Here is a 22,310-nt window from a genome sequence, read left to right as displayed (position 1 = left end):
GGTAGCTTACCCCAAATGTTACCGCCCCGCGGCCCCGTCCGCTAGTTTAAGGCTTCACGTAGACCAGCCGGCACTGCGCACAGCCCACCAAGCCTAGCCCCCCCTCCACGTTACTGCTCACTTGGGTGGGTTCGGCGAAAGGATTACCGGTATTGGCGCGCGCCATATCACGGGAGCTCAGGTAGCTGACGGTGGCCGCAGTAGTGCGGCAGATTCGTAGCAGGTGCTGAGAACGACCGGCCAGCGTAAGGGGTAAGAAGTGGAGCCGCGGACCGGTAACGGTCCGGCCGTGAAGCCAGTCGACCAGTGAACGCTCCGGGCGACCCAGCGTACCATCGCTGCGGTAACTCCGGCGGTCGTGCAGTAGGAGGTAGTAGTCTTCCTCCCCCGACGGATTGAGAAGACTGACCCAGGCGCGGTGCTCGGCAAATCCGTTCTGCCCCTCCTCGGTAGTGGCGATCTCTAACCCCTCCCCCACCCCGTGCTCGGGGGGTATCGTCACGGTGCCGCGGGCAGTCAGGTCCTCATAGGTAACACTGACCGTGTACCGTCCGCCAGCCCGTAGCCTCACAATATCGTTGGAGATCACGTACCCCGCACGTAGCGGATCGGTAGAAAGCGTGAGGGGGAAAGTTTGCAGGCTGTCACTGATCGTCACCTGCGCTCCGGAGACCAGGTCGCGCCCGCTTCTGTCCGGTGGCGGACTACCCACTGCCGGGGCCGTCAGCCGCACATCCACCACGATGAGGCTGTCCTGTGGTTGCAGTAGGGTAAACACCGCGAGTTGGGGGATGAAGGGTACTTCGGCGTCCGCAATTTCCTGGATGAAAAACTCGGTACAGCCCATCATGCCAAGGGCCAGCAGCAAGGTCAGGTAGCGCATCAGAAGGAGAAGTTATAGGCCACGGAGGGGATTAGGGGGAAGAGTGCCGTCTTGGTAAGTACCCGCCGGCGGTCCTGCCGGTAGCGGGTTTCTACGAAAAAGGGGTTGGCCCGGGCGTAGGCATTGTAGCACCCTAGTTCCCAGTAGGCCTCCCCCCAGCGTGGGTGTCGCTTCCACTGTAGGGCCAGGTCCAGGCGATGGACGGCAGGGATCCGGTAACCGTTGCGTTCGGTGTGGTGGTCCAGGTCGATGCGGGTGTTGGTAAACCCCGGCAGTACCGGTGCCGAGTAGATACTGTTGGGTACGGTAGTGGGCACACCGCTACCGTAAGACCAGGCAGCGGTCAGCAGTAAGTCCGGTCGCCACTGCCAGCTGCCGCTGAGGGTGAAGTCGTGGCGGCGGTCCTGATTGGCGGCGAAGTACTTCTCCGCGTTCACCCCCGCCAGTCGATGACTGACCCAGGCCAGGGTGTAGGCTAGGTTTAGGCGGAGGCGGTCACTTTGGTAATTGCCACTCCACTCGCTACCGTAGGCCCGGCCGCTGCCCGTGGTGACGTTATCGATCAGGTCCGTCCGCCCGGACCGCTCGGGCTGATCGAATACATCCAGCAACAGGAAGGTCGCGCCGTTGCGGTACCCCAGCAGGTCGCGCATCCGGCGGTAGTACAGCCCCGCAGCGAAGGTCCACGGGCTTGCGGGGCGCTGGTAGATAGTCCCCGCCGACCACTGCTGTCCGCGCTGCGGCGGCATGCGATTGCTAGCCGGCACCCAGAGGCTGGTGGGCAGGCCCGGTCCTGAGTTAGATAACAGGTGGAGGTACTGCGTCGTCCGGGCGTAGCCCAGGGTCAGGTGCAAGGCGGGCGAATACCGGTATCTGAAACTAAGCCGCGGACCTACCCCGGCATAAATCGGTCCACTCACGGGCGCAAAGAGACTGAGCCGCAGCCCGTAGTTGATCTCTACCCGGTCGCTCAGTTGCCACTCGTCCTCTGCGTACAGGGCGTACTCTGGGGCGCGTACGCGCTGGGTAGCGACCGACTCGTCCGCTCCCAGCTCCCGCCGGGATAGGGCGGCCAGGGTAAAGTCGTGCCTCACCGCCACCGCCCCGAAGCGCAGGGTGTGCCCGGCACCGAGGTAGAGGTCAAGGTCCAGTGTGATGCCCGCGTCCTGTATGCCACTGAAGTACTCCAGTCCGTAGAGCGTATCGCGCACGATCTGCTCGTTGGTGACCGTGAAGTCGAACTTGGTGTACAGGGCGGTGATATTCAGAAAGGCGCGCTCCCCTACTACGCGGTTGTACCGGGCGGTGAGGGTGCGGTTACCCCAGTCAAAACCGTCGCGCTCCGTACCGCCGGGTCGGGTGTAGGCACTTCCGAAGGCATCACGCCCCGTGTAGCCGCTCAGGTAGAAGCGGTCTCCCCGCGGCAGCGCGTAGTTAAGCTTGAAGCTACCATCGTAGAAGTGCAGCGTCCGCTTTTCTCCCTTCGGAGTCACCAGTCCTAACAGCAAATCGGCGTAGGTACGGCGGCCACTGACCAGGAAGCTGGCCCGTTTGCCCTTCCCCAGCGGTCCTTCCAGGGTCAGCCGCGAGGTGAGCAGGCCGATCCCCCCGCTGCCGTGCCGCTCGCTGCGGTTGCCCTCCTTCATGCGCACGTCTACCACCGCCGCCGTACGGCCACCGTAACGAGCCGGGAAGTTGCCCTTATAGAGGGTGACCCGCTGAAGGGCATCGGCGTTAAACACCGACAGGAAGCCAAACAGGTGATAGGCATTGTACACGGGGGCACCGTCGAGTAGGATCAGGTTTTGGTCCGGACTACCCCCCCTTACGTACAGACCCCCAAAGCCCTCACGGGGGTTCGATACGCCGGGAAGCAGCTGCAGGCCCTTCATAATGTCTTTTTCTCCGAATAGGACCGGCAGTTCATTCACCGTCTGCAGAGAAAGCTGGCTTACCTCCGTCCCGCGCACCCTCGAGCCGACCCGTACCTCCACGGTGGTCAGCACGGACTGCGACGGCCGCAACGCCACGTCCACCACACTGCCACGCCCTTGCCGCACCGTATCGCTGGCGTAGCCTAGGTAGCTATAGATGACCGGCACCGTCGTATCGGCGAGCGGCAGGCTGTAAAATCCGTAGGCGTTGGTTTGCACACCGGTACCCGTAGCCGGCACGTATACATTTACCCCCATCAGCGGCTCACCGGAGCCGGCCTCCGTCACCGTACCGGATAGCGTCCGCTGGGAGAGGAGCATACTCGGCAGGAGAAATAGCAGCAGGAGGTAGCGCAAAACGAGAAGTTAAGGGGGCGGGGCCGCAGGTGAAAAGCTTATTGGCGGAGGGCGGAGATGCGGACCGTTTCGTAGTCCATGCCATCGAAGGTCGGCCGGGGACCGATGTCACCGATGGTGGTCAGGGTGAGGGCGTCGCCGCTGAGCTGATAGGTGTACCCTCCTAGCAGCATCCGGTAGTCGTTGGTCTGTTCTTTGCTTACCGTATTGCCGTCGGCTTCCATAAACGAGAGTTGATCCTCGTTGCTGCGGTAGTCGGTCAGCCGGTAGTGCAGGAAGAGGACCTGCCCGTCGGGCTTGGTCAAGGTAGCGGTGCACTGTCCTCCCGCCGCATTGTCGTCTCGGTCACAGTCCGAAAAACTCACGGTGTAGTCGGTCGGGATAATGGTGGTATCCCGGAAGGGTTCGACCATTTGCCTGAGGTCGATCTGGGTGAGGGTGTAGTCGCCGCTGAGTCGGTCCAGCAACACCTGCTCTTTATTGCAGGCAAATACTGCCGCACCGGCCAGCAATAGGATGAAGTACTTCATATTTAAGGAAGATTGGGTAAGGGAGCGGTCCCTGCTAAGCAGTGACCGCTCCCCGGGTGAAGAATTATGTTAGAAGCGTAGTCGGAAATCGAGTACGCCGACGCTGTACTGCCGTTCGCAGGCATTCTTGTCTACGGTAATGGTGCCGATGTAATCGGAGGCCTGGAAGCGGATGCCCTGGGTGGTGACGCTATAAGACTGGTTTCCCCAGGCTACAGTGATGTTAAGGGTTTGCCCGTCCTCGCCTCCTGAAAACCAACCTTCATCCTGCTCCTCCCAACGGAAGGTGATGATGTCGCCGTACGCCTCATACCACCGGAATAAGTAGGCATTTTGGTCATACCACGTATCGTTGATCTCGTTGCGGTCAGGGATGTACAACTGATCGGTTAGCGTCTGTCCGCCGGCCCCGATAGGATCGCTGACGTATATATTATTATTGCCTCCGAATACCTGCATGCGTAGCTCTGGCCTGCCAAATGTTTCCAGTGAGCCGATGTTGTCCAGTCGCATCCCCTCCAAGTAGGCAATCATGTTCCAGTCGCGGTCACAGTTGGTGCCGCCGGTCGGGGGCGGGGGGCCGGGGTTAGGGTGGGTGTCACAGATCTCCTCGCCGTTGACCATATAACATTCGAAGGGCTCGTTCTTCAGCAGCGTCTGTTGGCGGGGAGCAATCCCCATTATCAGCTCTTTATCGAGTTCGTACTTCCCGCGCATGTATAGCATGCGCTCGTTATCCGCCAGGGTAATGATGGTATGGTTGGGCTTATTGTCTACGTCGATAAATTCGATCTCACCGGAGCTGTACACGGCCTCGACCGAACGCGTATCGTCGTGTAGTTCGGGATGTAGTACTACGGGAGGGGCATAGTTGGTCACGTCCCAACCAAACGGATTGACCGGCACATTAATGCTGAGCAGGGGAGCGGTTTGATCAAGCGTCGCGACGATCCGGCTGGTTATGCGACCTTCCGTGTACAGGCTTTCTTCAGCGGTAAGAAAGGCCTGCTCAAGCGATCTTCCGTCCGTCATGGCGTCATTTTTGACCATGCCGTACACTACCTCGTAGTCGTAGGTAACTGTTTTGAGCGCTTCAGTTTTGATGAACGCTCTTACCGTCGGATCGTCAAGCGCTTTCAATAGCACCTGCTGGGCGACTTCGTAGGTTTGCGCTTTGTCCAGTGAGTGACTGGGGTTCGTGGCCTCGTCCTTTTCACACGCTACTATGGTAAACAATAGTAGGAGCAGTGGAACTAGTCTAAGTAATCGATAACACATTGATAGATAGTTGAAGGGTGATAAATAAATAGGATGCTGACTGTGGTCATGCAGCCAGCGATTGCGATATAATGTTAGCAAATAGTGGAACCGATACGGTCACAAACCCATCGGCTACGATAGTGGGATAGCGGCCCGCCTTAATGGAAGCCCCGCTGGTGGGGAGGCCAAGCTTTCTTAGTAGGAGGCCGGCGACGGGAAGCGAGCGGTGCAACTGCAACAATTCGTTGTCGAGTAAACCGTGGGAGACGGCCGTGAAACTGCCGCAATAGAAGTGCACCAGTAGCCGTTGCGTGGGGCCATCCAGCGCAATTAATGCTTTAACGGTAGTGCCATTCTCGCTATCACCGTCGTCAGTCAGACAGCCGAAGCATACGGTTGCGGGCAAAGCCGCTTGATAGTCGAAGGTGGGCCGGGGTCGGTGCATGGAGTTAGTGGCTTACGCTTCACTAAGTCCGCACGGACCGTAACCGTGACCCTTACGACAGCAATTTTTTCGATACAAAGTACAGGCCGAGCCCACCACCTGCTCCGCCAGCCAGTAGGAGAAGCCATAACAATGGCCCTTCCCCTTCTTCATCGTGGAGCGGATCGACCGCCCCGGTCAGCGTCAGATTAGCCCAGTACTTCGGCTTACGGAACTCTGTGGGGGCATTATCTAGGTAGTCCACCACAGCGTACTGCATTGCACGATCCAGCGGTTCACCTTTGCCTATCTTGCGGTAGAAGGTCCCCATAATGTCACTCGTCACCTGATCGGAGGCGGCCCAGCGACTGGCGATGGTAGCTTCGGCACCGGCCAGGGCAAAGCCGCGCGCTAAACTGTTGAAGCCTTCGTCGGGTTGCAGTACCCCCCGGTCGGTATGACACGCGCTGAGGACAGCCAGCCGGCTAGTCAGATCAAGCCCGACGATTTCTCCTAGGGTCAGGAAAGCCCGATCGAGTGCGTCGCCGGTCTGATCGTTGTGAAAAATCAGTGCGGACCGGAACGGGTCCAGCTCATCGTACCAGCCATGCATAGCAAAGTGATAGATTTTACTGGGTGGTCTTCGCCTCAGAAAGTCGGTTTTAGTAGCGCGTGCATTAACTCTCGCCTCACCATCCAGGATGTCAGCGGCTGCCTTTGCTTCCGCAACGGCGTAGGGAAGTTCCGATAGTACGGGACCACGCCAATCGTCCTTATCCAGCGGGCGACTTGAGCCAACCATCGCATTATTATAGGATATACCGTAGGAAAGAACCGGGTTTACCTTCGCCCTCGCCTCCACGCGACTGTCTGCCTCTAGCAACTGGCTACTGTAGGCTAAGCCGACGGCATAATCGTTAATCAGGAAATGCCCGTCGTGCCGCAATGCCTGGAAGGACACGTTCCAGAGTACGTCGTGTGGGACAATCCAAAGTCGGTCCACCTGGGGGCCTGCAGCTGCTAGTGGTTGGGCGAGTAGTACATCGTATAGTCTACGGGCTGCCGTAGTGTCGATGAGCGCCTGGTTAATTAGTTCCTCCAAACCGTCGGGCAGGGGGACGGCGTAGTACCTTAGGTCCGCATTCTTCTGCGCGGCAAAGCAGTGGATGTGGCTATCACCTACGTAGTAGTCCAGCAGTAGCTGATGCTCATCGAGTGACGCTTGCACCTGCGCATAGATCTGGGTTGAGGTTCCTATGTAGCTGGCGTACTTAGGGTAATCCGTACGTAGGCGTTGATTTAGTTGCCGTATGGTGGTCGATAGTTGTAGTACGGTATCCCGCAATGCACTTCTTTCGGCGGTACCGGCAGCAATTAGGGCGGCTTCCAGCCTCGAAAGCCTCAGCTGCATACGGTTCTTCTCCTCCAGTAGCTCATCCGGTACGCCAATCTGCCGTGCTAGTTCGGTGGCGTTCAGTTGTTGGTAGAGTACCTGACTCTTAGTCCCGGCGGCAATCTGACGTGCCTGTTCTTTGTACTGTTCATCGCCGGTAACCCGGTACATTTGCATTGCAATGCGGATGCCCGCTTCGTATAGTTCGCGTTCGTCGAGTGTGCTTATTCCGAAGGAATGGGTAGCGCTCAATGCCTGCTCGGAATGCCCTACTAGACTGTCAAGTTTGGTGTGGACTCGGAGCGCCTGGATTAGGTTCTGGGTCCCTCCCATCCGTTCGCAGTGGTCCCGTAATGCGATCAGCCATTCAATCAGTACGGTGCGATCTAGAACGATGCCGTGATAGATATTCGGAAGGCCGTACTTATCGGGCACCCCATCCGACAGCAGGTTCAGGCTTTTACTAAAATCATCCTGGGCTTTTTGAAACCGCCCATTAAGGCTGGCTGCTTCTGCTATCCGAAGGTATATCTCAGCGTATGTGGCCCCGCTTCGACGACCGTAAAATGCTGTTGCCTTTGCAATTGTTAAGCGAGCAAGCGTATCGACACGCTCGAACTGCTGCTGTTCGGTTGCAAGATTCAGTAGGTTGACGTAAGTATTGATCTCCTCACGACAGGCATACGCGCTAAATTCAGTGGAGCAGTTACGCTTATGGCCTGCTAATGCTTTCTCGAATAAAAGGTTAGCCTGGGACGGTTGATTGAGACGTTGGTAGCAGATACCAATGTTGAGGTACACGCCAAAAATTCCTTTATCTTTGTTTTCTGGGGTATCGTACTGCTTCAAGTAATGCTGTAGTATCTGTAGGGCGATCAAATTGTTTCCGGCCTCTAATTCTATTGCCGCTGCAATTTTATCAACTCTACTGACCACAAAATCGCTCTTGCTGTTTTCCGGTCTTGTTCTAACAATCGAAAGGAGTAATCTAGCTCGTTTTAGATTACCCATGTAAGCATTAAGTGTAGCTTCATGCAATAGGTAACTTGTGTAATATCGGTCTCTTCTCGGATCCTTCAGAGCTTCCACACGATTCAGTTCTTGTATCGCGGATGCATTCCACTTAGCTGCCGCACTGTTTTGTTCTAACTCGCCGTAAAGTGCCCCCTTCAGATGAAGACTACGTGCATAGTCCACTATGTGAGTATTCCCAAAGCGCCGCCGGCGAAGCTCAATTACTCGATCCAGCTTATCGAGTACTCGTTCATAGTTTCCGACATCCATTAGGGCGAGCACCTCCTTGTGCATGACTTCGGCCAGGAAGTTGGTCGTATCACCGGCAGGACGGCTCCCCAGGTAGTCCTGCAACAAGGATAGCCGCGCATCCAAATCCTGCGTGCCCCTAAGTCGATCCAGCACGAGGGAGTCCTGTTGCAGAAGCGTGAGCTGCCCCCAGCAGCAGCAACTAATCAGTACACACCAAATAAGCAACACAAAATTCATCAGGGCTAGGCTTCACTCACACCGGAGTAAAGCAAACCTAACGAATTATTCCCGCCGCACCAAGTGGGTCTCGTGGGTATACTGCGAGGTGATGGTGAGCACGTAACTCCCCCGGGGCAACTCTTGAGTAGCGATGTTGCTACTTACCACCCCTGCCGGCAAATTCTTAGCGTAAACTAATTGCCCGCTGGTACCAAACAACGCAATGCGACAGCCGGTCTCGTTCTGGGGTAGCGTGAGCATAAGCCGGTCTACGAAGGGATTAGGATACAATTCCACAGCTACTGCTGTACCACCTGCTACAGCTTCGGGAAAAGCCGGGCAATCATCCTCGCGAAAGGGGATACTGCCGATGGCCGTATTACCGGAGTGTAAGTTTGGCTCGACCAGTTCAGCCAACTGCCGCAAGGCCTCGCCGCGATCGTACTGGGTGAGCAGTGCCGCCAGTAAGCCCGTCACGATGGGCGCAGAGAAGGACGTGCCGCTTACCTCCAGAAAGGTGGAAGATGCGTGATTCGGCACCGATACGTGATCGCCTAGTGTAAGGTAGTCGACATTGTTGGTACCGTAATTGGACCAGGCAGCCAGCTCATGCTGCTGTCGGTCCATCGCTCCGACTACCAGCACGTTTTCTGCTGTAGAGGTAGCAGGCAGGCGAGCCCGCCGGTCCAGATCCAAACTACTGTTCCCGGCTGAAACAACCAGTTCGAACGGATAGGTAGCAAATTGCTCGTCTAAGTAAGCCTGCACCGCTTCCACACAGTCGACCCCACTAAATCCTAGCGACAGGTTGACCACGTCCATACTGTCAGCCGCCGCCCGGTCAAGGGCCTGTAGTACGCCCCAAAGCGTACCGTGTCCCGTGCCGTCGATAACTTTGTAAGCGTATAGTTCAGGGTGCTCGGCAGCGACATGAGCGCTGAAGACCTGTTGTACCACGCCAGCAACCGCCGTACCGTGTCCGAGCTCGTCTGCTGCCTCACCGGCGTACTCTACCTGACCGAACAGGTCGGTGTGGTGGTCTGGGGAGACGCCAGTATCCACGATGCCAACCCTGACCTTCTTACCGGCCTGAGTGGTCGGCATCTGTAGAGCCGTAGCGAAGGTTGCCGGACACGCCGCTACGCTACTCAACGACATCGTTTGCGGTACCTGAAGAGGGTAATTAGGAATAATTATTTGATCCCGTTCAGCAGTTTCTTTCTCCTCGTTCAGGATGTCGATTTTGTCACAAGCTGATCCCTCCAGGCTACTATTGGCCTGTAACAGTAGTTTTCCCTTCTCCCCCGTTGCCACCACCTGCGACCCCGCCGGAACGGAAGCTTTCCACAACCGTCCCTTCTGTGGGTGCCCCGCCGGCAGCACAATGTACTGTCCGGTGGTTTCTTCAGAAGGTGATTGGGCCGGTAGTTGCGCACTGCTGATCAGCACCAACACGAGGAATAGGCAGCGGGTAACGCAAGCAAGACAAGGGGTGTTCATAACGGGGATTTTGCCCCTACTAAGTCGACCGGTGGGGATAGCGTGACATCAGCGCGTGTAAACTCTACGTTAAGTCGCCGAAAAAATATCCGGCCGCACCGGTCACACCCCCCTACCTTACTGACTTAGTAGCACTAAACTTCAATGCATGACCTTTCGTAGCATTCGTAAGCTTAAACCGACCACGCCCCCTGCGGTAGCGGATGATGCGCGGGCCGCCAAAAACTTCGGCTTATCGGAAGCCCGCTTCGTACGGCTTGCCGAAGAATTACGGGAGGGTAATCCCTTGCTCTTTGAGACCATCTTTATTGCTCAGGTGGATTTCTGCAAAAACACCCTGCAAAAGACGGACGGCTATACCCCCGAGGAGGCCCACGAGGCCAGTATGGATGCCCTATTGTATTTGCGCAAACTCATTATCAATAATAAAATTACCTACGGTAACCTGCGCCACCTTTACATCCGCATTGCCCGCCAGCGCTACGCTCGCAAACGTGGCAAGCACTTGCGCACCGTGGATATGACCCCGGAGACCCACGACCGGCCCGAAGACGTGCCGTTCGAGGCTACGGAATACGAACAACTGAAGGCCGCCCTGTCCAGACTAGGCGAAGGCTGTCAGCGGCTACTCAAGAGTTATTATTTCCTAAACAATAGCTGCGCCGCTATCGCCGAGCTTACGGGTAATAAGGCCGCCGCCATTCGCAAACAGAAAAGCCGCTGTGTGACGCGCCTGCGGGCCTATTTCGTGCAACTATCAAACTAACTGAAGCTATGTCAATTCGTCAGCAACTCGCCGATCCCCACCTGCCCCCCGAGGAGGAAGACCGCCTGATCGGTGCCTTTATACGCCAGCACGGTCGCGACGAACTGCGCGCCCGATATGAAGAGAAGTATCGACAACTGCGGCAACCGGCCACGGTGAAGAGCCAATCGATGGCAAAAGTCCGCCGGTTATACTTCTTCCTGAGTGGCGCTGCCGTGTGCGGACTGCTTGTTTTCCTCTACACCTCCCCAACCGTGTTCGGCAACGGGCGACAGGATAGGCTACTAGCCCAGTACCTCACCGTGGCCGACCACTACACCCCCACGAGCCGCGACACCGACGGCACCCTACTCAGTACCGATCTGTACGCGAATTTCCGCGCTCAGCGCTACCAGGCCGTCGTCGACCAGACCGCAACCGCCACGGATCCCGCCGCCCGCTACTACCGTGCCCTTGCCTTCATTGCCTTGAATCAATTTGCCCAAGCTATCACCGTGCTCCAACATTTTTCACCGGCCGAAGAATTCGCCGCAGACGCTAACTGGTACCTTACCCTGCTGCTGCTTCAAGACGGCGAAACAGCCACGGCCCGGACCCGCTTACAAACCTATACGCCCGAAGATGGTCTGCACTACCGGCAGGCGCAAGCATTACTGAAAACGCTGGAGTAAGGCGGAGACCTAGAACTCCGCTACCACCCCGGCAACAAATTCACCCCGAAGCTCCACGTGCCGTCTTTGATGAGTGGACGGGCGAAGTAAGGCTCTACGACCAGCTGACCGAAGACGTTGATGCGCGTGCTTACCCCGGCCGTGAAGATGGGCCGGGCAACCGGTCCCGCCGCACCAGATCTATCGGATGCACCGCCGCCGAGCTGGCTGTAGTCTGTGAAGGCCAGTCCGCCGTCGACAAATAGGTTGAGGTCGCTGAATAGGAATTTGGAGCCGATCAGGGCCAACTGCTTCGGACCGGTGAAGGGCACGCGTAGCTCTACGTTGCCCACGAAGAGCTTGCTGCCGATGAGCTCATCGATGCTGCGGACGGCCCCGTCCAGAGCCGCTACGGCGTCGTTGCCGTTGAGTCCGCGCATGTACCAGGGGCTGCCGACGTAGAGCGGAAAGAGGGTGTTGCCCTCGCTGCCGTAGCGTCCGTAGTGCAGCGCCCGCACGGCCAGTGCCCCCTTGCCGAGCCAGACGTAGCGGCGGTAGTCCGCGTTGACGGCCGTGAAGTCGAACTCGCCCAGGTAGCGATCCACCCCGAAGCGGAAGCGGCTGCCCCGCAGGGGACCGGTGAGGCCGAAACTCGAATTATCCCCCACCAGGGCTACCCCACCGGTGAATAGGGAAAAGCCGGGCTGCTCCAGGTCCCTGCGCCGCTCGGGCTGCACATTAGCCTGGATGGGATACCCGGTGAGGGGATTGAAGTAGCGGGCGTACTCGTCCACCCGGTTGCCGAAGCGGCTGAAGGTCATACTCCCCTCCAGCCGCAGCTCGGTGGTGAAGGGCAGACTGGCGAAGGCCCCTACCTGGTTCTGGTAGAGCCGGCGGATGAGGTAGGGAGCATTGATGAGCTCCGCGTACTGCTCCTCCCCTACCTGGATGGAGTCGAGGTAGGGCTCCAGGAAGCCGAAGCTGCGGTAGGGCGTACGGCTCAGCGAGAAGCCGTAGTTGAGGCGCGACCTGCGGTTGATCCAGGCTACGCTGCCGCCGAAGTCGGTGATCTCGCCGTTCAGACTGATCCCCGTAAACAGCTGCTGGTTGCCCAGGATATCGCTGAAGAGCAATTGGGCACCGCCGGCCAGACCGGCCGTGGTGCCGAAGGTCTGATTCGTACCCACCCCGGCCCCGGCTCCGCCGCTGGCGTAGTCGAGTTTGAACTTTGGCCGGTAGGGGATCTGCTCTATGTCACTAGCCGCAATGACGGGCGTCTGCTGCATGTCAGACATCAGCGCGTCCACCACCACCGGAGCCCGTCGGTTGAGCCGCGGCAGCATAGCCGGCGACAGATCGACGCTGTCGGGAGAGACCGCCGTGCCCTTCAGTGCGGCGATGTCCACACCGTAGAGTCGGTATCCCTTCTGGTTGAAGTAGGTGTACACCAGGCGGTTCTGCTGCCGGTCGATACTCATGGCCGGCGCGTAGGGCGTGATGCCGCTGACGCCCGTGAGCAGGTCGGTCAGCTGCTCTACCCCACCGGTGGCCGGATCGTAGCGGTACACGTTGCGGAACCCGTCGCGGTTACTCAGGAAGTAGACCCGGTCGTCGGCCCCCACTACGGGGTTCAGGTTGTCGGCACCGGGGAAAACCTCGATCTCGCTACTCTCCCCGCTAGCCAGGTCGTAGGCGGCTAGGTTGAAGCGTAGGGCGCCGTAGGGACGCTCCCCGCGCTGAATACTGCGGGCGTCGGTACTGTAGTAGATCGTGCTACCATCTGCCGACCAGGCGGGATGAATTTCACTATACTCATCGTCGGTCAGTTGGGTCACTCGTTCGCTGCGCACGTCGATGCGGTAGAGGTCGGTCTGCCCTTCCTTGAGTCCGGAGACCACGATGCTGCGACCGTCCGGCGACCAGGCCGGGAAGCTGAAGGCCGGTAGGTCCTTCGGACGAATCTCGCGCTCGGCCCGCCCTTTATTTACATCGGCAATGATCAGGATAGTCTGTCCCTTGCTAGTAGCGGTGTAGGCAAACCGCCGGCTGTCGGGGCTCCACGTGCCACTGTTCTCGATGTAGCTCAGGGCATCAATGTGTGTGCCCACCGTAGCAGTCTTGATCTTACGGATCTTCTCTCCGGTCTGGGCGTCGGCCAGGAACAGGTCGATGCTGAAAAGGTCCTGCTCCGAGAGGTAGATCATGTACTTACCGTCGGGACTCAGCTCCGGCGCGATGTTGACGCGGCCACCGTTGCGGTCCGGCCCCACCAGTTCGTGGCCCACGTAGCGGTCGGCCTTAGCATTCCCGATCTGCTCGGCGTACGTTTTGCGCAGGGCGTCTTCCCATAGATCACTGAACTCTTTAAACTCATAGCCAAGGATTAGCTCGGTCGCCCGTTCGAGCCCCCACTTGGCTGTGGCGCGGAAGTAGGGATTGATGATGTCGTCGCCCTTCAGTCCGGTCACGAAGCTCCAGAAGGCCTGTCCGTAGCGGTAGGGAAAGTAGCGGCCGCCGCTGAGGTCCTTCAGGCTGGGCACGTCGTCGTTGAGCACCGCATCGCGCATCCACATGGCCGTGAAGGGGTCTACGGAGCCGATGCTGAGGTATTCGGCCAGTCCCTCCACCATCCACAGCGGCAGGTTCTGCAGGTCGCGCAGGTTGGTGGAGTCGCCGCGGATCACCATATCGTACTGGAAGGCGTGCACCAGTTCGTGGCCCAGCACGTGGTGGGTCTGTGCGTTGGTCTGGGCTACGGGCAGTACCACCCGGTTCTTGAAGGCTTCGGTCACCCCGCCGGTCCCCTCCCCGATGCTACCGCTGATGGCGTTGGTTTGCTGGAAGTCCGCATGATTCGCGTAGATGATCATCGGGTTCCGGAAGTCGATGGTATCCTGCAGCACGTACTGGTGGTTGCGGTACCACTCCTCGCTATCGTTCAAAAAGCGTTCGCGCCAGGCCGCGTTATCGATGTAGGTATACAGCTCGAAGTGGGGCGACTTGTATACCTCGAAATCGAAGGTCTCGTAATGTGGCTTATTCCTACCGAAGGAGTTAAACCCCTGAGCAGTAAGCAGAACGGGCAGGGTAAGGAACAGGGTCAGTGTCAGGCGTAGCAGGATCATCGCGGGCTACTTTTAGGGTATATGGTTTAAGGTAAAAACACCCGAAAGACGGTTTTTCCCCTACTGCTTGCTGGCGATTGGAACTTAATAAAATGTTATTGTCGGGGCGCGGTCGCGGGATGCGGTGTACGCGGGAACCTGCCTCCTTGCACCGGCGGCCCCGCCCCGGGATAGTAGCGCATGTAGCAAACCCACCTCCGCTTTACGCCGTTGGCACATGTAATGACTGCCTCCACCCCCGCCTCTACTGTTTCTCAGGAGTACGACTTCGCCTACCCCGATCGCTACCTGCCCATTGCGGAGTACGGTATCATCGGTAACCTGCATACGACCGCCCTGGTGAGTGTGACGGGGAGTATCGACTTTATGTGCCTGCCACGCTTCGACTCGCCCAGTGTGTTTGGGCGTATTCTGGATGCGGACGTGGGGGGCTTTTTCAGTTTCTCCTGCGTAGCCGACGATACCAAACACAAGCAGCTGTACCTGCCCGGTACGAACATCCTGCTGACCCGCTTCCTGAGCGGCGACGGGATCGCGGAACTGACCGATTTTATGCCCATCGCAAAGGAGGAGCGGGATTTCGCCATCTTCCGGCGGCTCAAGGGGGTATACGGACACCACCAGGTGCGGGTGAGTCTGCGGCCACGCTTCGGCTACGGCAAACGCGGCGCGGCGGTGGAGAAGAATCCCGACGGGCGGGGCTACCTCATCCGCGATCCGGAGGGTGAGCAGCCCACGATGCTGCTGCTGACCGACGCGGAGCTCACCATCAGCGACGACGGACTGAGCGGCCTGATCGAACTGCATCAGGGAGACGACATCGATTTTGTCCTGACGCTCAACGAGGGGGTGGACTACGCACTAGACTACATGGAGGCCTTCACCGCCTGCCGCAGCTACTGGACCACCTGGTCGACCAAGTGCCAGTATACCGGCTTCTGGAAGGAGGCGGTGCTGCGCTCCGTACTCACGCTGAAGCTACTTACCTCGGCCCATTTCGGCAGCACGGTGGCTGCGGCTACCTTCGGTCTGCCCGAGCAGATCGGCGGCGAGCGCAACTGGGACTACCGCTACACCTGGATCCGCGACTCCGCCTTCACGATGTATGCTTTCCTGCGCCTGGGGTATACCGAAGAGGCCGAGCACTTCATGGACTGGATCCGCGACAAGTGTATGGATCACCTGCAGCTGATGTACGGCATCAACGGGGAGAAGAAACTGACCGAGAAGAGCCTGGACCACCTAGAGGGCTACCGCGGCAGCTCGCCCGTACGCATCGGCAACGGGGCCTACGATCAGAAGCAGATGGACATCTACGGTGAGCTCATCGACACCATCTACCTATATAATAAGGCGGGGGGCAGTATTACCCATGAGTTCTGGATGTCGATCACCAAGCTGGTCGACTTCGTGATCGCTCACTGGAAGGACGAGGACCACGGCATCTGGGAGGTGCGCAGCGGCAAGCAGCGCTTCCTGCATTCGGCCGTCTGCTGCTGGGTAGCCATCGACCGGGCCATGAAGATCGCCGAAGACCGCAGCCTGCCCTGCCCCATGGGTGAATGGCGTAAGGTGCGCGACGAGATCTACCTAGATATTTACGAGAACTTCTGGAACGAAGAACTACAGGCCTACGTGCAGTTCAAGGGCAGCGACACCGTGGACGCCAGTGCGCTGCTCATGCCCCTGCTGCGCTTCGTATCCAGCCAGGAGCCCCGCTGGCTCAAGACCTTTGCGGCCATCGAGGAAAAGCTCAGTGCCGACGTACTCATCTTCCGCTACAAGGCCGAGCACGGGGCAACGGACGGCCTGGAGGGTGAGGAAGGGGCCTTCGTGATCTGTTCCTTCTGGTACGTCGAGTGCCTGGCCCGCATCGGACAGATCGATAAGGCCACCGTCGTCTTCGAAAAGATGCTGGGCTACGCCAATCACCTGGGCCTGATGAGCGAAGAGATCGGTCTGCACGGTGAGCAGCTGGGGAACTTCCCGCAGGCGTTTTCGCACCTGAGTCTGATCTCGGCGGCTTTTCAGATCGATAAGAAGAATCAGTAGGGGGGGGGTTAGATCGCCTTCGGCTCGGTAGATCGCTGCGCTCGGTAGACGCCTTCGGCTGGTTAGACCCCTTCGGGGGGTAGACCGCTTCGCGGGTAGATTAGACGAAGGGGCCGAAGCGTTCGAAGTGGCAGGTGTAGCCGCCGGGGTTCTTGACCAGGTAGTCCTGGTGGGCTTCCTCGGCGGGCCAGGCTACGGTGAAGGGCTCTAGGGTAGTGACTACCGGGCCGTTCCACCGTTCGGATTTATTGACCACGTCGATCATCTCTTCAGCGATACGCTTTTCCTCTTCGTCCTGGTAGAAAATAGTGGACCGGTAGCTCGAACCGCGGTCGTTACCCTGACGGTTCACGGTGGTAGGATCGTGGACGCGGAAGAAATAATCCAGTATGAGGGCGTAGGACGTTTCCTGCGGATCGTAGGTCAGCTCGATCCCCTCGGCGTGGCCGGGGTGGTTCCTGTATGTAGGTTGTTCGTTGTCTCCGCCGATGTAGATGACTTCGGTATCCTTAATGCCGGGCCGCACCCGGAAGAGGTCTTCCATACCCCAGAAGCAGCCTCCAGCGACGTATGCTTTCTTTAAATTGCTCATGCTATTTGATCTTTTTCACAGTATGCTATCCATCAAACCCAGCAAGCCCCAGGAAGTTACACCCCATTGCCCATCTACCCAGCCGAAGACGTCTAACGAGCGAAGCGATCTAACCAGCCGAAGGCGTCTACCTACTTATACCCAGCCGCCTGCAGATCAAACAGCTCCGCATACCGCCCCCCCAGCGCAGTAAGCTCCTCGTGACTGCCCTCCTCCACTAGTCCGCCGTACTCGAGGAACAGAATGTGATCCGCCATGCGCACCGTACTGAAGCGGTGGGAGATCAGCACGGCTGTTTTTCCTTCGATCAGGGCTGTGAAGCGCTGAAAGACCTCGTACTCCGCCCGCGCGTCCAGGGCACTGGTGGGCTCATCGAGGATCAGTAGTTGGGCATCGCGCATGTAGGCCCGGGCCAGGGCGATCTTCTGCCACTGCCCCCCGCTCAAGTCCACCGCACCGGCGAACCTCCGCCCCAGCAACTGATCGTAGCCGTCGGCGAGAGTGCTGACGACCTCCGAGGCCAGGGACTTATCGGAGCTGTCCTCGATGCGGGGCTGATTGCCGATCTCCTCGATGCGGCCCACGGCGATGTTTTCGCGGGCGGTGAGCTGGTAGCGGAAGAAGTCCTGGAAGATGACCCCAACGTTGTCGCGCAGCGAGCTGAGCTCGTACTCCCGCAGGTCGCGGCCGTCGAGCAGGATGCGACCCGCGCTCGGTTCGTATAGGCGGGCGAGGAGCTTGACCAGGGTGGTCTTGCCGGCACCGTTCTCCCCCACCAGGGCTACTTTCTGCCCTACGGGGAGCTTGAACGACAGGTTCTTAATGGCCGGAGTTTCGCTATTCGGATAGGCGAACGAGACGTTCTCGAATTCCCAGCCGGTGCGGATGGGGTTCGGGAAGGGCAGGGAGTTGCCCTTGTCGGCAATGAGGGGTTCGATGGCAAAAAAGTCGAACAGGTCCTGAAGGTACAGCGCGTTCTCGCCAATGGTGGAGAAGCGGGACAGAATGGTCTGTAGCCCCGACTGCATCCGCCGAAACGCACCGGCGAGAAAGGTCAGTGATCCGATACTGATCACCCCGTTGATGGTCTGGAAGATGATGAGCACGTAGGCCCCGTAGTAGGTGAGCGAACTGATCGCGGAGAAGAATGCCCCCCAGCTCGCCCGCTTGATGGACAGCGTGCGGTTGGCCCAGTAGTAGTCCATCGACAGCTTATCGAAGCGGTCGGTAATGAAGTTGGCCAGTCCGAAGATCTTGACCTCCTTGGCCGTTATGTCACTGGCCCCGATGTAGCGCAGGTAGTCCAGCTCCCGCCGCTCGGGCGTCCAGCTGCGGGTGAGGCTGTACATCTGCTGGTTGAAGTAATTCTCCTGCACGAAACTGGGAATGACCGCCACGATCAGCAGCACGATCAGCCAGGGTTCGAAGGCCGCCACGCTCACGCCCAGCACCACCAGGGTCACGGTACTCTGAAACTGGGCCAGTAGCTGCGAGATCAGGTTGGCCCGACTGGAGGTCTGCCGCCGCGCCCGCTCCATCTTGTCGTAAAATTCCGAATCTTCAAAGTGGTACAGATCCAGCGAAGCCGCATGCCGCATCAGGTCCACGCTCGTCCGGTTGTTGTACAAATCACCCAGCAGACCGTCCACCAGACTGATTGCCCGACTCAGCAGATCCGACGCCAGGGCCAGCCCCAGTTCCAGCGCGATCATCTGCCACAAAAAGGTCGTATCCCCCTGCCCCCCGATGATGGCCACTACCTCGTCGATGATCAGCTTACCCACGTACAGGATCGCCGTAGGCAGCGCCGCCTGCAGCACCCGCAGCACCACGTTCGTGATCGTCAGCGACGGACTAGTCCGGTAAATCAGCCGAAAGAACGGAGGAAGATTGCGGAGTGCAGAAAGCTGATCCCGCCAGGTCGTCGCTTCCTCCTTAGGGGCTCCACTCCCCCGTCTACCTAATGCCATACCCCCCTAACACCCCAGACCGAAATCGGGTCACTCCCCCACCAAAGGCGATCCACCCGCGCAGCGGCCTACCCCCCGAAGGGGTCTACCGAGCCGAAGGCGATCTACCGAGCGAAGCGATCTACCCGCGCAGCGGTCTAACCCCCGAAGGCGCCTAATCCTTCTTCTTAAAATCTCCCCGTTTCCACCCATCAAAGAACTGCTTCCAGGCCACCGGACTAAAGATGTTCATGGGCGGCCGCTGCCCGATGTAGTAAGTCTGCCGTGCCTGCTGCCGCAGGTAGTAGCTGCTGTTCTCCGCCCCGGAGCGGGGTACGGTCTCGGCCAGGCGCTCGAGCTTGTCGGCGCTCAGGTTCTCCGTGGCGCGTGACTGTAGCTCGGGCGTGACGTCCATGGCCAGGAATTCCAGCTTGAAGTGGTCGCGACTCGGCCAGGGGAAGACGACCGCTTCGGGCAGGTCGATGGCGTTGTAGGTCATGAGCTGGACCAGGCTGTACTTGTCGTCCTCCAGCTCGGGGTCGATGACGAACTCCACGTCGTCGTAGCCCAGGGCGCTGAACAGGATCGTATCCCCCTTATGCGCTACGATACTGAAAAAGCCCTCCAGGTTGGCGTAGGTGCCGCGGCCGTCGGACCGGATGAGGACCGTGGCGTAAGGCACCGGCTGCAGTTGACTGGTGGTACCATCCAGCACCATACCGGAGAACTGCACCAGGGGCTCACCGTACTGATCGACCAGCTGGGCGTGGGCGGTGAGGCTGAGAAGGAAGACGATCGGAAGGAAAAAGTACTTCATGCGGGGGAGCGTAGTCTGGATAAAGACAAGGTGGGGCGGGGTGTGGTTGGTGTTAAACACAGATTACGCAGCCTGGGGCAGGGATTTAACACAGATTAACGGCCGGGAACGACTACTCCTCCAACGCTAGCGAGACTACTTCCAGCATGGTCTCTACGTACTTTACGTCCACGCCCTTGAGGTAGCGGGGCTCGATCTCACGGACGTGCCGCTCGTTCGAGGCGCTCAGCAGGATGGTCTTCATACCCGCCCGCCGGGCCGCCAGGAGCTTTTCCTTGATGCCGCCTACCGGCAGAACGCGGCCGCGCAGGGTGATCTCGCCCGACATGGCCAGGTACGGTTTTACGGGCCGACCGGTGTACACGCTGGCCATAGCGGTAAGCATCGTGATGCCGGCACTGGGACCGTCCTTCGGGGTAGCCCCCTCCGGTACGTGAATGTGGAGATCCTGATTTTTGAGTGCCTCCTGCTCAATACCGATGGCTTCGGCGTTAGCCTTGAGGTAGCTCCGCGCCGTCGTAGCGCTTTCCTTCATTACGGTGCCGAGGTTGCCGGTCTGCTGGATGCCGCCCTTGCCGGGACTCAGACTGGCCTCTACGAACAGGATCTCTCCGCCCACCTGCGTCCAGGCCATGCCGATGGCAATACCCGACTGCCGGCCCACCCGGTAGGGCTCCCGCTCGAAGGGTCGGGGACCCAGGACGTCCTGCAGCATGCCCCGCGAGAAGACGACCTGCTCGGCGTCTTCCATCGCGACCTGTTTCGCCGCGTGGCGCATGAGGCCAGCTAGCTGACGGTCCAGGGCCCGCACACCGCTCTCGCGGGTGTAGCCCTCGATGACCTCGCGCAGTACAGCTACGGGCAACTTAAGGTGCTTGGCCTTCAGGCCGTGGGCCGCGCGCTGTTTGGGGATCAGGTGGCGGCGGGCAATTTCGAGTTTCTCTTCGGTGGAGTAGCCGCTCAGGCGGATGATCTCCATACGGTCGCGCAGGGCGGGCTGCACGGTCTGCATGCTGTTGGCCGTGGCGATGAAGAGCACCTTGCTGAGGTCTACGTCCAGGTCGAGGTAGTTGTCGTGGAAGGTTGTATTCTGCTCCGGATCGAGTACCTCGAGCAGGGCCGAGGAGGGGTCGCCGCGGTGGCTCTGTCCGATCTTGTCGATCTCGTCGAGGATGAAGACCGGATTGGCCGAGCCCACCTTGCGCAGCGACTGTACGATGCGGCCCGGCATGGCCCCGATGTAGGTCTTGCGGTGACCGCGGATCTCGCTTTCATCGTGTAGTCCGCCCAGACTGATGCGGACGAACTTGCGGCCCAGCGCGTGCGCGATGCTCTTACCCAGACTGGTCTTGCCTACACCGGGGGGGCCGAGCAGCATCAGGATCGGAGCCTTCATGTCGCCCTTCAGCTTGAGTACGGCCAGATGACCCAGGATACGGTCCTTCACTTTTTCCAGTCCGTAGTGGTCATCGTCGAGCACCTTGGCGACGGACTTCAGGTCGAAGTTGTCCTCCGTGTAGTCCTGCCAGGGCAGATCGAGCAGCATCTCCAGGTAGCTGAGCTGTACGCTGTACTCGGCGACCTGGGGGTTCATGCGTTTGAGGCGCACGAGTTCGCGCTCGTAGGTTTTTTCGACTTCTTCGGGCCACTGCTTGTCCATGGCGCGGGTCTCGAGCTCACTGACCTGCTGGTCATTGGGGTTCTCGCCGAGCTCATCCTGGATGGCCTTCATCTGCTGGTTGAGGAAGTACTGCCGCTGCTGCTGCTCGATGTCCCCGCGGGTCTTGTTCTCGATCTGGTCGCGCAGTTCAAGGATGCGCAGCTCGCGCTGTAGCTCTACCAGTACGCGCTCGGCCTTTACACCCAGATCGTCCGTTTCCAGAATTTCCTGCTTGGTCTGTACCTCTCCGTTGAGGTTACTGGCGATGAAGTTCAGCAGCTGGCTGGGCCGGTTGATGTTGTCGAGCATCACCTGGGCCTCGGTGGGGATATTGGGGCTCAGGGCTACAGCCTTGGCGGCGATGTCCCGTACGCTGTCGATCGTGGCCTCGTAGGTCATCGCCTCGGTCGACTCGGCGTAGGTCAGCGGCTCGATGGTGCCGGCCATGAAGGGGGTCTCGGCCGTGATGGCGGTGCGGCGCACCCGCTGTCCGCCCCGGAGCACGGCCGTAAGACTACCATCGGGCATGCGGAGCATCTTCAGGATACGGGCCAGGGTGCCTACTTCGTAGAGGTCCTTCACGTCGGGCTCCTCCACGCTGACGTCGCGCTGCGAGAATACCGCGACCAGTTTGTTGGTCTGCACCGCCTTATGGATCGCGGCGATGGAGCGGTCGCGGCCGATATTGATGGGGGTGACGATCGTAGGGAAGAGCACGGCGTTCTTCAGCGCCAGTATGGGGATGGGACTGGGGGTGTTGCCGTCCACCAGTTCCTCATCGCCATCTTCCAGTCCGATGAAGGGCAGTAAATCCTGGTCGTCGTCAAATCCTCGGTTATCCATATACAATTGCTAAGGCGGTGGGTGGGCGTGCGACCCGTAAAGGTACTGCGTGAACGTGCGATGCACGCTACGCGGTAGCCGATACCGGGC

Annotated in this window: 14 protein-coding genes; 3 read left to right on the top strand and 11 right to left on the bottom strand. The window is 59.1% G+C overall.

From position 1 onward, the window contains the following. Positions 1-46 precede the first annotated feature (46 nt). From MJQ68_RS03910 to MJQ68_RS03885, 6 genes are all read right to left on the bottom strand, one after another. Positions 47-883 carry a DUF4249 family protein gene (locus MJQ68_RS03910; protein ID WP_238749670.1) on the bottom strand — a complete coding sequence of 279 codons (837 nt, stop codon included), beginning with the start codon at positions 881-883 and terminating at the stop codon, positions 47-49. Next, positions 883-3,174: a TonB-dependent receptor gene (locus MJQ68_RS03905; RefSeq protein WP_238749669.1), complete on the bottom strand. Its 2,292-nt coding sequence runs from the start codon at positions 3,172-3,174 to the stop codon at positions 883-885. Before MJQ68_RS03905 ends, MJQ68_RS03910 begins: the two co-directional genes overlap by 1 nt. Positions 3,175-3,212: 38 nt before the next feature. Then, positions 3,213-3,704, bottom strand: a complete 492-nt coding sequence (locus MJQ68_RS03900; protein WP_238749668.1) for a hypothetical protein — start codon at positions 3,702-3,704, stop codon at positions 3,213-3,215. Positions 3,705-3,773: 69 nt separating this feature from the next. Continuing rightward, entirely contained in the window at positions 3,774-4,940 is a 1,167-nt protein-coding gene (locus MJQ68_RS03895) for a hypothetical protein (RefSeq protein WP_238749667.1), read from the bottom strand. 521 nt (positions 4,941-5,461) lie between these two features. Further along, positions 5,462-8,284: a CHAT domain-containing protein gene (locus MJQ68_RS03890; RefSeq protein ID WP_238749666.1), complete on the bottom strand. Its 2,823-nt coding sequence runs from the start codon at positions 8,282-8,284 to the stop codon at positions 5,462-5,464. Positions 8,285-8,329: 45 nt separating this feature from the next. Further along, positions 8,330-9,370 (bottom strand): S8 family serine peptidase, encoded by a 1,041-nt coding sequence (locus MJQ68_RS03885; RefSeq protein ID WP_238749665.1) that lies wholly within the window; start codon positions 9,368-9,370, stop codon positions 8,330-8,332. Between the two features lie 544 nt (positions 9,371-9,914). Between MJQ68_RS03885 and MJQ68_RS03880 the strand changes: the two genes are divergently transcribed. Together MJQ68_RS03880 and MJQ68_RS03875 are read left to right on the top strand one after the other, a co-directional pair. After that, positions 9,915-10,532 (top strand): RNA polymerase sigma factor, encoded by a 618-nt coding sequence (locus MJQ68_RS03880; RefSeq protein ID WP_238749664.1) that lies wholly within the window; start codon positions 9,915-9,917, stop codon positions 10,530-10,532. A gap of 8 nt (positions 10,533-10,540) precedes the next feature. Continuing rightward, positions 10,541-11,203, top strand: a complete 663-nt coding sequence (locus tag MJQ68_RS03875) for a tetratricopeptide repeat protein (protein ID WP_238749663.1) — start codon at positions 10,541-10,543, stop codon at positions 11,201-11,203. Positions 11,204-11,223: 20 nt separating this feature from the next. Here the strand turns inward: MJQ68_RS03875 and MJQ68_RS03870 are convergent, their stop codons facing one another. Continuing rightward, positions 11,224-14,307 carry a hypothetical protein gene (locus MJQ68_RS03870; RefSeq protein ID WP_238749662.1) on the bottom strand — a complete coding sequence of 1,028 codons (3,084 nt, stop codon included), beginning with the start codon at positions 14,305-14,307 and terminating at the stop codon, positions 11,224-11,226. A gap of 222 nt (positions 14,308-14,529) precedes the next feature. On the opposite strand from MJQ68_RS03870, the gene MJQ68_RS03865 reads away from it, so the two are divergent. Further along, positions 14,530-16,359 carry a glycoside hydrolase family 15 protein gene (locus MJQ68_RS03865; RefSeq protein WP_238749661.1) on the top strand — a complete coding sequence of 610 codons (1,830 nt, stop codon included), beginning with the start codon at positions 14,530-14,532 and terminating at the stop codon, positions 16,357-16,359. A gap of 100 nt (positions 16,360-16,459) precedes the next feature. Here the strand turns inward: MJQ68_RS03865 and msrA are convergent, their stop codons facing one another. From msrA to lon, 4 genes are all read right to left on the bottom strand, one after another. Next, positions 16,460-16,951: a peptide-methionine (S)-S-oxide reductase MsrA gene (msrA, locus tag MJQ68_RS03860; protein WP_238749660.1), complete on the bottom strand. Its 492-nt coding sequence runs from the start codon at positions 16,949-16,951 to the stop codon at positions 16,460-16,462. A gap of 131 nt (positions 16,952-17,082) precedes the next feature. Then, positions 17,083-18,921, bottom strand: coding sequence for an ABC transporter ATP-binding protein (locus MJQ68_RS03855; RefSeq protein ID WP_238749659.1), 1,839 nt, complete (start codon positions 18,919-18,921; stop codon positions 17,083-17,085). A gap of 154 nt (positions 18,922-19,075) precedes the next feature. Further along, on the bottom strand, positions 19,076-19,717 hold the full coding sequence (locus tag MJQ68_RS03850; RefSeq protein ID WP_238749658.1) for a carboxypeptidase-like regulatory domain-containing protein: 642 nt from the start codon (positions 19,715-19,717) through the stop codon (positions 19,076-19,078). Positions 19,718-19,829: 112 nt separating this feature from the next. Next, a complete protein-coding gene (gene lon / locus MJQ68_RS03845; RefSeq protein ID WP_238749657.1) occupies positions 19,830-22,220 on the bottom strand; it encodes an endopeptidase La in 2,391 nt (796 codons plus the stop codon). Positions 22,221-22,310: the final 90 nt, after the last annotated feature.

It is taken from the genome of Neolewinella maritima (genome assembly GCF_923081025.1).
In the GTDB taxonomy this organism is placed as follows: Bacteria; Bacteroidota; Bacteroidia; order Chitinophagales; family Saprospiraceae; genus Neolewinella; species Neolewinella maritima.
This window is presented reverse-complemented; position numbering and strand designations above follow the sequence as displayed.